The sequence below is a fragment of the Protofrankia sp. Cj3 genome (genome assembly GCF_917627355.1).
Classification (GTDB): domain Bacteria; phylum Actinomycetota; class Actinomycetes; order Frankiales; family Frankiaceae; genus Protofrankia.
Genome location: NZ_CAKJTR010000113.1, coordinates 1 through 11,368, shown reverse-complemented (window position 1 = coordinate 11,368; position 11,368 = coordinate 1). Strand labels below are relative to the sequence as shown.

8 protein-coding genes, 1 other RNA gene, 1 pseudogene and 1 riboswitch are annotated in these 11,368 nt (G+C 69.4%); of the genes and pseudogenes, 8 read left to right on the top strand and 2 right to left on the bottom strand.

Features of this window, described 5'->3' with window-relative positions; genetic code table 11:
- Positions 1-167: 167 nt before the first annotated feature.
- The 4 genes from ssrA (at position 168) to MJ783_RS15420 (ending at position 2,237) form a co-directional block, all read left to right on the top strand.
- Positions 168-541: a transfer-messenger RNA gene (gene ssrA / locus MJ783_RS15435) on the top strand.
- A gap of 540 nt (positions 542-1,081) precedes the next feature.
- Positions 1,082-1,417: a type II toxin-antitoxin system RelE/ParE family toxin gene (locus MJ783_RS15430; protein ID WP_239311138.1), complete on the top strand. Its 336-nt coding sequence runs from the start codon at positions 1,082-1,084 to the stop codon at positions 1,415-1,417.
- Positions 1,414-1,728, top strand: a complete 315-nt coding sequence (locus tag MJ783_RS15425) for a helix-turn-helix domain-containing protein (RefSeq protein WP_239311137.1) — start codon at positions 1,414-1,416, stop codon at positions 1,726-1,728. The genes MJ783_RS15430 and MJ783_RS15425 overlap by 4 nt, the downstream gene beginning before the upstream one ends.
- Complete coding sequence (locus tag MJ783_RS15420; protein WP_239311136.1) at positions 1,725-2,237, top strand: hypothetical protein; 513 nt, start codon at positions 1,725-1,727, stop codon at positions 2,235-2,237. Before MJ783_RS15425 ends, MJ783_RS15420 begins: the two co-directional genes overlap by 4 nt.
- A gap of 597 nt (positions 2,238-2,834) precedes the next feature.
- Here MJ783_RS15420 and MJ783_RS15415 read toward each other — a convergent pair.
- Positions 2,835-3,032 carry a hypothetical protein gene (locus MJ783_RS15415; RefSeq protein ID WP_239311135.1) on the bottom strand — a complete coding sequence of 66 codons (198 nt, stop codon included), beginning with the start codon at positions 3,030-3,032 and terminating at the stop codon, positions 2,835-2,837.
- 212 nt (positions 3,033-3,244) lie between these two features.
- Between MJ783_RS15415 and MJ783_RS15410 the strand changes: the two genes are divergently transcribed.
- Genes MJ783_RS15410 through MJ783_RS15400 form a run of 3 tightly spaced genes read left to right on the top strand, consistent with a single transcriptional unit; the run spans position 3,245 to position 6,671 of the window.
- On the top strand, positions 3,245-4,480 hold the full coding sequence (locus MJ783_RS15410; RefSeq protein WP_239311134.1) for a hypothetical protein: 1,236 nt from the start codon (positions 3,245-3,247) through the stop codon (positions 4,478-4,480).
- Positions 4,477-5,799: a helicase HerA domain-containing protein gene (locus tag MJ783_RS15405; protein ID WP_239311133.1), complete on the top strand. Its 1,323-nt coding sequence runs from the start codon at positions 4,477-4,479 to the stop codon at positions 5,797-5,799. The genes MJ783_RS15410 and MJ783_RS15405 overlap by 4 nt, the downstream gene beginning before the upstream one ends.
- Before the next feature lie 53 nt (positions 5,800-5,852).
- A complete protein-coding gene (locus tag MJ783_RS15400) occupies positions 5,853-6,671 on the top strand; it encodes a hypothetical protein (RefSeq protein WP_239311132.1) in 819 nt (272 codons plus the stop codon).
- Between the two features lie 305 nt (positions 6,672-6,976).
- Here the strand turns inward: MJ783_RS15400 and cobN are convergent, their stop codons facing one another.
- A complete protein-coding gene (cobN, locus tag MJ783_RS15395; RefSeq protein ID WP_239311131.1) occupies positions 6,977-10,699 on the bottom strand; it encodes a cobaltochelatase subunit CobN in 3,723 nt (1,240 codons plus the stop codon).
- Between the two features lie 34 nt (positions 10,700-10,733).
- A riboswitch (cobalamin riboswitch) is annotated at positions 10,734-10,875 on the bottom strand.
- A 38-nt stretch (positions 10,876-10,913) separates the two neighbouring features.
- On the opposite strand from cobN, the pseudogene MJ783_RS15390 reads away from it, so the two are divergent.
- Positions 10,914-11,368 (top strand): annotated as a pseudogene (locus tag MJ783_RS15390) (precorrin-3B synthase); the annotation flags it as partial.

The following is an 11,368-nucleotide window of genomic DNA, read 5'->3' as shown; positions in this document are numbered from 1 at the left end:
CCGGGTCAGACCCGGGTGGCGGACGACCGGGACTCCATGGGAAGATAGGGCGCGCAGCCGGTGTTGGGCTGCGTGGGCGGTCGTTCGGGCACTCCTCACGTACGATCGGCAAGCGCTGGAAATGAGCCACAGTCAACACCGACAGAACATCAACACCGACAGAACGCGGGGGTGACCGGCTTCGACTCCGGACGTCGAGGCAGGGGAAGCGGGCCGAGGATGAGCGGTTATCTCGTTAACGATCCGCTCAAAGAAATAACTGCCAACAAGTCGCAGTCTGCTCCATCCCCTTACAGCCTCGCTGCCTAGGGGAATATAAGGAGCCGTCAGCCTGGGAGCTCCTCCGGCTCAGGGCCTGGCGTCGCTAGGAGGATCACCGTCTGACCCGGTCACGGGGTCGGATGGGACATCTCACAGTGACTGAGCCCACACTGGCATGCCTGTGTGATTGGTGGGGCTGAGAAACAAGTAGCAGGCTGCGCCCGGAGAAGTCCTGTTGCGGTGCCGGAGGACGCGGGTTCGATTCCCGCCACCTCCACCACGGACAGTAATAATGCTCTGGCCTGGGTAAATAGGTAAGATCTATAACTTCCGATACTTGATCAAGCGGAAGATGTCCAGGTCGGGGTGCTGATCAATTGGTTCGACCCTCAAGCGCATCGGTAGATCTTGACTGCGAAGCGTAGTGAGGATCGGATTACATTAACTTAACGGCAGATCATCTCAGCAACCAAGGCGAACCCCACGCTCGTTGCCATGCCCCCGGAGCCGGTCTGTGCGGTGTGCCGCAACGCGCATCCGCGCACGCTCGGCGACGAACCGCCCCGGCGACACGGCCATGGTGCGCATCGGCCAGCGACGGCGCCGCTGGCGCTCGGGTAGGTCCCGGCGCGGCCGTGTGGTGCGCGATCTGAGGTTCTCGCGTCCGTGCTGACCGTGATCTGCCTGTGGTGCAGCACGCACCAGGACGGGCCGGCGAGGCATCGATAACTACGCGCCAGGCTGAGGCCTGCGGCGTGCCCGGGCACCTTTCCAGAGCTGGGAAGGTGTGAATCGATAACATGCATGTTATCGTGGGACGGTGGTCTGGCAGGTCTTGATCCATCCCGCCGCAGATGCCGAGCTGAGCAAGATCCCCGCGAAGGAGCGGGCAGCGATCGTCACAGCTTTCGACAAGCTACGAGCCATCGGCCCGACGTTGGGCTACCCGCATACCAGCGACATCAGGGCCGCACAGCACCTCCGAGAGCTTCGACCGCGGCAGGGCCGCAGCCCTTGGCGGGCGTTCTACCGACAGATCGGGCAGATCCTTGTCATCGGTGCGGTTGGACCGGAGGCCGAAGTCGACCCAGCTGGCTTCCGGCGGGCCGTCGCTACCGCCATGCGACGCCTTGACGATCTGGAGGACGACAGATGAAGCTTTCAGACCTCAAGCCACTTGACCAGGTCATCGACGAGCAGCGCGGCGACGAGGAGTTTCGCCGGGTGTGGGACGGCGCGGCGTTCGCAAGACAGGTCGCCAACCGAGTCGTCAACTTCCGCACCCGTAAGGGCCTATCCCAGCGCGAGTTGGCGGCGCTGGTCGGCATTGCCCAGCCTGCGATCTCGCGCTTGGAGCAAGCCGAGCACCAGCCTTCGTTCGAGACACTTGCGAAGTTGAGCCGGGCGACGGGCCTTACATTCCATTTTGAGGTGGCGGACGGCACTGTCGAACTCGTCGACGCATGATTGGTACCGAACCAGACTTCCCTGGCGGATATGCGACTGTCGCTGGCTGGATCAACGAGCTCTACAACGACGAGCCTGGTCGTAGCCTGTGGACGGTGCTTGACGATCCGTTGCGCTTGGCGCTGGCCCAAGGCTGGGTCTGGGGCGTCAATGGTCGCCAGGCCGACGACGACCTCGCCGAGGATCTAGCCGCCTACGACTCGGACAACAAGCAGTTTGACGAGATGCTCGCCGCCTTCGTAGATCACTGGCGGCACGTCTACCGCGGGCTACGGAAGGGCGTCGGCCTGCTTCGGTGGACTATGCTCGTCGGCGCGAATATGGAGCTCGTCGTCCTGACTTCCTCGAAGTACATCGGGGCGCAGGGCAGCCGCAAGATCCCGGGGCACTCCTTCGTGACGCACCTTGACGGGGATGACTGGCTGATCGCGGCAACTGCACGGCGCCTCCCGGTCCCAGGTTGGCCGCCCTCCGAGGAGACCATTCCAGGCCTGGAGATCGACGGATAGCCGCGTCGCCGAAAATGCGCTTGTCCCTCCCACGCCTGTGGGGTGATCCTCCGGTGTAGAGCGGCGCGTATACGGCCACGATCTCCTCCTGTGCGCGTGGCGGTGATCTATCGCGCGCTAACGGACCTCGCTCGTGACCTCTGTTAACGTGTTCACACCCGCCCCCGACCCGCTCACCGCTCTTTCCTGGTGGGGTGCGGGCCCGAACCCCGGGACGTCACAGTCTCTGCTCCGCCGAGCAGGGGGGCTCGCTTTGTCGCACTTTCGGATAGCTCCTGAATGCCTACTTCCGAACGTGTCCATAGACCGGAAAGCCGCGACTGTGCTACAAGGGGGTCTGCCAAATTAACGGCTCCGTCGCAGATCCGGTGGTGACGGTATATAGCCGACGCGAGATCCTGCGAAGAAGCGGGTGAAACCGCCGCAGTCTGCGGCGGCCTTCCGGGCTCCCGCGTTTGGGACACCTATTGGATCCACCGGCCGACGCTGCCGGCGCCGCCCGGAATATCGCGATTGCAGGCTGCTTGTCTCGTCGGGCAGGTCACGACAAATGCCTACTTTCAGTCATCGCCGGATCTGCGGCAGAGCCGTTATTTCTCAGGCCCACGAGGCTGGGTTGGCCTGCCCGTTGAGCGCGGTGTGGGTGTCGGCGCGCAGCTGGGTGACCAAGCCGGACGTGGTGCCGGTGCCGGTGCCGGTGCCGACTTCGACGGGCGGGGCCGCCGACGGTCGACGCTTGACCATTGTGGGGTCGGGATGTCGGCAGCCCGTGGTTCGGCAGGGGGTTTCCGCCACCGCTGGCTCCTGACTCCGCTCCGGCCTGACTCGCTCCGATACTCGCCTCCGGCCGTCGTTCGGGGCCTGGCGTGCGCTGACACCGTGGTCACAACGCACGGTGGCGATGCGACCGGAGTTTGCCGTTTTCCCCACCGCATCGGCCCACCTGGTGCAACGATCTGGTGGCCGGGTGGTGACGTATGTGCGGCTCGCGGGGGAGGTCGTTGGTCATGTCTCCGCCAGAGCGACCGCACGCCCACCATCCGACGGCTCGACAGACTGGCGTGCCAGGTCAGGCCGAGGCGCAGGAACAGGCCGAGGCGCAGGAACAGGCCAAGACGCCAGGTCAGGCGGACGTACGTAGCCTCGCCGACATCCTGGCCGTCGCTCCGTGGACGGATCTGGAACAGCACATCGATCAGCTCCGTGAGCGGGTCGACCGCGCGGTGCTCGCGTCGCATGCGCGGCGGGAACAGTTGCGCGCCGAGATCCTTGCTGAGAATCCCGGCCTGCGGAGCCTCATTCGACGCCCCTCACACGAGGCATCGGCCTGGGCGAGGGACCTGCTGCGGTCCGGTGTCGTCGCTGCCGCCGACGGCACCCTGGCTGCGGTACCGCTGCTGAGTGGGACGAAGATCCAGATTGGTGTTGTCGTCGTGACGAACACCGGTGAGTCCGTTCGGCTGGTCACCCGCGTCTTCGAGCATGAACTCACCGCCCAGGGCGACACTGCCCGGGAGTTCTTCGACAACCTGCGCAAGGTGCATGGCGGTTCCAACCTGGCCAGCCGGGCGCTGATGCTGTTCGGCGAACGTCAGATCCTGCTCTCCCAGGATGCCGACTGGCGGCTGATCCACGGCGAGCTGATTCCCTACGAACTGCGCACCGGTGTCGGCCTGCCGCGGGAGAACCTGCCGCCGGTCTTCGAGCTCACCCGGCGCTACGTGGCCGACCAGCGGTTCATCGCCGTCAGCGAGAGCCCGGAGGACCTCGACGTCCTCAACGCCGGGGCCATCCTGGAACCGGGCGAGTACATCGAGCTGCGCACACTCTCGGATGACCTGACGACCTTTCTTGACGGGGATTCCGACTCCGGGGTCACGAAGGCGGGATTCAATACCGTCGACCGCGGCAACTTCCGCAGTTTCATCGGGGAGGTCGGTCCGGAGGTGACCATCGTCTTGCTGAAGGCCGGGCACCGGCCATTTCTCCTGGAGTGCCACCGTGAGCGGGTCGAGCAGGCCGCCGCGCTGTTCCTCGCTGACGCGCTGTGGACCAGGGGCCTCCCGGACGCCGCCGCGACGGCGACGGCCCGCGGGTTTCCGTTCCATCTCGATCTTGCCGACGCCGTCGCCCGCACCATGTTCCGTGCTGGGGAGTTCCGCGACTTCGTCGAGGCCCGGCTGATGGAGCTGGGGGTGGAGAAAGGCCTGGTCGATCTCGATCCACGGCGGACCCGCGGATGAGCCCGCGCGATGCCGATGCCGACGCCGGCGCCGACGCCACGCGGCGTCCTGACGGCGACGAACGCGGCGTGGAGCCCGCCGACGGAACGGAGCAGGCAGAAGAGCGCGGGACGGAGCCAGGCGACGGGCTGGGGACGGAACCGGCCGACGAGCGCAACGGCGAACAGGAAGACGAGCCGGAACTGATGGAGGAACCCGAGAACGCGGACCCGGCGGGCGAGAAGACCGACAACGGCGAGAACGGCCCGAGAGAAGCTGCCACCGACGCAGCCCGGGAGGATCTGGCCGCCTCGCTGATAACGCTCGGCTTCGTCGCCTTCGACGGCCAGGGCACCGACAACACCAGCAGTGGCGTGCTGGTCTCCGAACAGCTGCGCCGCCATTTCCGGCGCGATTCCTACGTCGGCGTCGACGATGCAGAGCAGGGCATCATTTTCCTCGGCAGGGTTGTAGAAGGGCCGTTCCACAGCCCGCACGAGATCGGCAGCGACTCGGCTATCAGCCGGACCACGCTGCTGCACCCGGACCGGACGATGTTTCGCCCCACCTACTACGCCTCGGGCACGATCGAGATCCTCGGTGAGGTCGGCCCGGACGAGTCAGTACGCCCGACGTCCACGAGACCACGGCCTTATTCCCGGACGTTCATCTACCCCGCGGACCGGCTGCGCCGCATGCTCGGTCTCGAAGGCGACATGCAGCTCGGCTCGCTGCTGGGCTACGAGGGCGTCCACGTCGAGGCGGACTCGCAGAAGAAAGCATTCCTCCCGCGCAACGTCGGCATTTTCGGCACTGTCGGGTCGGGCAAGTCGAACACGACCCAGGTGTTGATGGAGGAGGCGCTGCGGGCGGAATGGGCGGTCGTCGTCATCGATGTCGAGGGCGAGTACGTCCGCATGGACCAGGGAAACGACGACGATGCGCTCACCGCCCTGCTGTGCGAGCAGTTCCCCGACCGCCTGCCGCGCGGAATACCCGATCTTCGAGTGTATGTGCCGAACGCGGGGGAGACCGAGGCGTCGGACGCGATGACCTTCAAGGTTCCGATCGCGGATGTCCCCGACGAGATCATCGCCGACATCATGGAGTTCAGTGAAGCCCAGGTCCGTATGTGGGGTGCGGTGACAAGCCAGGCGAAAAGGCTCGCCGAGACGGCGCCACGCCGATCCCGTCTGGGGGTTCTCGACTCGCCACCGGGAAGGTCCCCGAATGCAGCGGCGGCCTTGACCCACCGCCGGACCTCCAGACTGCGGCGGCGCACTGCGAGCAGCTCATCCGTCTACCGCCGGCGGCGGTCTCCGCCGTTGGCGACGAACTGACCGGATGGCTCGGCGAGGACAACGCACGCCTCCTCACCGCCTGGAAGCCGGCCGTGTTGGCCATCGAGGACGAACGCCTGCGCCGCTTCGCCCTCGTCGCGCTCTCCCAGTCGCTGCGGCCGTCGTCCCGCTGGCTGGCCGACTCAGTGAAGGTCACCGCGGACCCGCATCGGGTGCCCATCCCGCTGGAGCACAGCCTGCGTCGATGGGCCCGCCAGATCGCCCGCGACTGCGAGGCCGAACTGGTCGCGTTCGAGGCGGCCCGCCGTCCCCCCGCGGCCGGCACCCGTCCGCCCGCGGTAGTCCTTCATGCCGACGCCCGCCACCTGGCCCTGCCTGATGCCAGCGTCGACGCGATCGTGACCTCACCGCCCTACTTCGTCACCTACGACTACTTCGACGTCCAACGCTTGTCGTACCTCGCCTTCGACTGGCCGATGCGACGTGACCTGCAGATTGGCGCGAAGTACCGGCAACCTCCGGTGACCGGGCACATCTGCCTACCGCCCGCCTTCCGCTCCTGGTACGAGCAGGATTTCCGCTCCGAGCGCACAGTTCTCGGACGTGCTCTGCGGGCCTATGTCGACGGTCTGCGGCGTCACCTCTCCGAGGCTTTCCGGGTGGTGGCACCAGGCGGTGTCGTCGTCTACTCCGTCGCCAACACCGTCCGCGCCGGCCGTGTCTTCGACCTGGCCGGCGGATTCCGAGAGCTGCTCACCGAGGCCGGCTTCACGGACGTCCACGCGGCCACCCGCGTCCAGGAGGGACGGCGCATCCTGCCCGCGGGCCGCAATCCCCGCACGGGCCGGTTCACCGGCGGCGTGGGGAACGCGGGCGTCCGCGAGTACGTGGTGCTGGGCCGCCGCCCCTGACGAAGGTCACGCCAGGCATCAGCGGAGACCGCGGCCGTCCGATGAGCCGGACCGCCGCCGAGACGTCCGTCGGAGAACGAATCGCCGCCACGGCCATGCCCCCGGCCCGACCACTAGGAGCGACCGGCAATAGGGGAGGCGCCCCGGCGTCGAGGAGCGCGCCGAGAGCCAGGTCGTCGGCGGCGCCCGCCGCCGCGTCCCAGCGGATCAGAAGGGGTACCTCCTCCATGGTCGTCACAGATGCCATGGTCGTCACAGATGCGGTTCTGTCGCACCTGGCCGCGCGCCGGTCACGCACCCGCCGGTCAGCTGTCGTCTTCGAGGTTTCCTTCGGTTTCCAGGTAGGCGGTGCGCAGCGCGTCGAGGGTCTCGGGACGCGGTGCCTGCCACAGCTGCCGGTCGACGGCTTCGAGGAGCCGCTCGGTGATGCCGTGCAGCGCCCACGGGTTGGACTGCTGTAGGAACTTGCGGGTGTCGGGGTCGAGGACATAGGACTCGGTGACCTTCTCGTACATCCAGTCCTCGACGACGCCCGCGGTGGCGTCATAACCGAAGAGGTAGTCGACGGTCGCGGCGAGCTCGAAGCCACCCTTGTAGCCGTGCCGGCGCATCGCCGCGATCCAGCGGGGGTTGACCACCCGTGCGCGGACGATACGGGCGGTCTCCTCGCTCAGTGACCGGGTGCGGGTGGCGTCGGGGCGGGTGGAGTCGCCGATGTAGGCCTTCGGCGCGCTCCCGGTCAGCGCGCGGACGGTGGCGATCATCCCGCCGTGGTACTGGAAGTAGTCGTCCGAGTCGATGATGTCGTGTTCGAGGGTGTCGGTGTTCTTGGCCGCCACCGCGATGCGCCGGTAGGCCGCCTCCATGTCCGGGCGGGCCTGGCGGCCGTCCAGCCCCCGGCCGTAGGCGTAGCCGCCCCAGGTGGCGTACACCTCGGCGAGGTCGGCGTCGGTGCGCCAGTCCCGGGAGTCGATCAGCTGCAGCAGGCCCGCGCCGTAGGTGCCGGGCGCGGAACCGAACACGCGGGTGGTCGCCCGCCGCCAGTCGTCGTGCTCGGCCAGGTCGGCGAGCGCGTGCGCGCGGACGTGGTTGTCCGCGGCCGGCTCGTCCAGGCCGGCCGCGAGCGCGACCGCGTCGTCGAGCATGGTCACGACGTGCGGGAACGCGTCGCGGAAGAAACCGCTGATGCGGATGGTCACGTCGATGCGGGGCCGGCCCAGCTCCGCCAGTCCGATCGGCTCGACGCCGCTGACCCGCCGGGACGCCTCGTCCCACACCGGCCGCACCCCGAGCAGGGCGAGGCACTCGGCGATGTCGTCGCCGGCCGTGCGCATCGCGGACGTCCCCCAGATCGACAGACCCACCGAACGCGGCAGGGTCCCGGTGTCGGCACGGTAGCGCTCCAGCAGCGAGTCGGCCATGGCCTGGCCGGTCTCCCAGGCCAGCCGGCTCGGGATCGCCCGGGGGTCCACCGAGTAGAAGTTGCGACCGGTGGGCAGCACGTTCACCAGCCCGCGCAGCGGTGATCCACTGGGGCCGGCGGGGACGTAGCCCCCGTCCAGCGCGTGCAGCACGGCGTCGATCTCGGTGCCGGTGCCGGCGAGGCGCGGCACGATCTCGGTGGCGGCGAAGCGCAGCACGGCTGTGACCGCGGCCGGGTCGGCCAGCAGCGTGGCCGCGGCTTCGGGCACCGGGGCCGTCGGGTCCTCGGCGCCCGCCGACCCGGCCGCGCTGCTCCCGGCCGCCGCGACCGCGGCGACGGCCGCCGGGACCTCGGCCGGATCCCAGCCCCGATGCTCCATCGCGGTGACCAGGGCCCGCGCGATCTCCTCGACCGCGTCGGTCTCGACCCGGCCGGCCCGCTCCCCGGCGGCGTGGTCGGGCAGGCCGAGCGCCTCGCGCAGGCCGGGCAGGGCACGGGCGTCGCCGGCCCACATCTGGCGGGCCCGCAGCATCGCCACCACCAGGTTGATCCGGGCCGGCCCGGTCGGCGTGACGCCGAGGACGTGCAGGCCGTCGCGGATCTGGGCATCCTTGATCTCGCACAGCCAGCCGTCGACGTGCAGGAGCAGCTCGTCGAACTCGCTGTCGTGCGGACGGTCGGCCAGGCCGAGGTCGTGGTCGAGCTTGGCGGCCTGCAACAGGGTCCAGATCTGGGCGCGGATCGCGGGCAGCTTCGCCGGGTCCATCGCGGCGATCTGGCTGTGCTCGTCGAGCAGCTGCTCCAGGCGGGCGATGTCGCCGTAGCTGTCGGCGCGGGCCATCGGCGGCACGAGATGCCCGACGAGGGTGGCGTGGGCGCGCCGCTTGGCCTGGGTGCCCTCACCCGGGTCGTTGATCAGAAACGGGTAGATCAGGGGCAGGTCGCCGAGTGCGGCGTCCGGCCCGCAGGAGGCGGACAGCGCCGCGTTCTTGCCGGGCAGCCACTCCAGGTTGCCGTGCTTGCCGACCTGGACGATGGCATGGGCGCCGAACTCGTCGGCCAGCCAGCGGTAGGCGGCCAGGTAGTGGTGGCTGGGCGGCAGGCTGGGGTCGTGGAAGATCGCGATCGGGTTCTCGCCGAAGCCGCGGGGCGGCTGCACCATGACCACGACGTTGCCGGCCCGCAGCGCGGCGAGGACGATCTCGCCGTCCGGGTCGCGGGAGCGGTCGACGAACAGCTCACCCGGTGGCGGCCCCCAGTGCCGAGTCATCGCCTCCCGCAGGTCGGCGGGCAGCGCGTCGAAATGCCGCCGGTAGCGGGCCGTGCTGATCCGGATCGGGTTGCGGGCCAGCTGTTCCTCGGTCAGCCAGGCCTGGTCCTGCCCTCCCGCGGCGATCAGCGCGTGGATCAGCGCGTCGCCGTCGGCCGCGGCCACCCCTGGCAGGGCGTCCGGGCCGTCGGCCGGGCCGATGTCGTAGCCGGCGTCGCGCAGCGCGGCGAGCAGCCGCACCATCGAGGCCGGGGTGTCCAGGCCGACCGCGTTGCCGATGCGGGAGTGCTTGGTCGGATACGCCGACAGCATCAGCACGACGCGGCGCCGCGCGGGCGGGATCCGCCGCAGCCGGGCGTGGCGCACCGCGATACCCGCGACCCGCGCGGCCCGTTCCGGATCGGCGACGTAGCTGGTCAGGCCGTCGGTGTCGACCTCCTTGAACGAGAACGGCACGGTGATGATCCGGCCGTCGAACTCCGGGATCGCGATCTGGGTCGCGGTGTCCAGCGGGCTCGCGCCGTCGCTGCCCGCCTGCCACTGATCCCGGGAACCGGTCAGGCACAGGGCCTGCAGGATGGGCACATCGAGTGCGGCGAGCGCGCCGACATCCCACTGCTCGTCGTCGCCGCCGGCACTGGCCGCCGCGGGGGTCGAGCCGCCCGCGGCCAGCACCGTGACGACGAGCGCGTCGGCCTGGCGCAGCGTGACCAGCAGCTCGGGCGGCGCCCCGCGCAACGACGAGCAGAAGACCGGTACCGGCAGGCCGCCCGCACGTTCGATCTCGTCGCACAGGACGCGGACGAACCCGGTGTTCCCGGCGACCTCGTGGGCCCGGTAGTACAGCACCGCGATCCGCGGGGGGCCGTCGTCGGCCCGCGGTCGCTGCGTCCGTCGCGCTGGCTCCTCCAGGAGCTGCGGCCGGCCCCACAGCGGAGTCGCCGCCGGTGGCGCGAAGCCGAGACCGGTGAGCAGGATCGCGTCCGACAGGAACGCGTACAGGTTGCGCAGGTTCGCCGGGCCCCCGTGGGCGAGGTAGGCATGCGCCTCCGCCACGATGCCGCCCGGCACGGTCGAGGACTCCATCAGCTCCGCGTCCGGTGCCTGCTCACCACCGAGGACGAGGACTGGCAGGCCGGTGGCCAGCACCGCGTTCAGCCCGTCCGCCCAGGCCCGCCGGCCACCGAGGATCCGCACCACGACGATCGAGACGCCGGTGAGCAGGGCGGGCAGGGCGGCGACCTCGACGCGGGCGGGGTTGGCCAGCCGGTAGTCGGCACCACTGGCCCTGGCGGAGAGCAGATCTGTGTCAGACGTGGACAGCAGCAGGATCACGACGACTCCTCGCCCGGAGTCCGCGCTCCGGTTCGGCGGGTGCCGCGACGCCGGACAGTTCCTGGCTCCCACCACCCGGCAGGCGGGCGGCGGCGACAGTGGCGGGACCGCGCTGGACTCGCACCAGCTTCCTGAAACCCGGCGTCGCGATCGGCACTGGTAAGGCTGCCATATCGGACGCCTCGGCGAGGGTCCGCTCCGTACACTCGCGGCTGTGACCGGCGACCCGACCCCCGCGCGGGTGCTGCCCGACCGGTGCCCCGGTGCCCTGCGCGCGCATCAGGCCGCCGATGGCTTGCTCGCCCGGGTCCGGCTGCCGGGCGGCTTCCTGTCGGCGGAGCAGCTGCTCACCCTCGTGGCCGTGGCCGCCGCCGGTGGCGACCCCCGGCTGGAACTCACCACCCGGGCCAATGTGCAGGTACGTGCCCTGGCCGAACACGAGGTGGCGCTGTCGGCGGCCCGGCTCGCCGATGCCGGGCTGCTCCCGTCCGTGACGCACGAACGGGTGCGTAACATCATGGCCAGTCCGCTGGCGGGGCTGGACAGCCCGACTGATCTCGCCGCGGTGGTCGCCGAGCTGGATACCGAGCTGTGCGCGCGACCGGGCCTGGCGGACCTGCCAGGGCGGTTCCTGTTCGGCGTCGACGACGGGCGCGGTGACATCGCGTT

Bases quoted from the DNA above. Each gene is read 5' to 3' on its own strand.
- MJ783_RS15410 (WP_239311134.1), top strand. From the start codon at position 3,245: ATGTCTCCGCCAGAGCGACCGCACGCCCACCATCCGACGGCTCGACAG.
- MJ783_RS15420 (WP_239311136.1), top strand. From the start codon at position 1,725: ATGATTGGTACCGAACCAGACTTCCCTGGCGGATATGCGACTGTCGCT.
- MJ783_RS15425 (WP_239311137.1), top strand. From the start codon at position 1,414: ATGAAGCTTTCAGACCTCAAGCCACTTGACCAGGTCATCGACGAGCAG.
- MJ783_RS15405 (WP_239311133.1), top strand. From the start codon at position 4,477: ATGAGCCCGCGCGATGCCGATGCCGACGCCGGCGCCGACGCCACGCGG.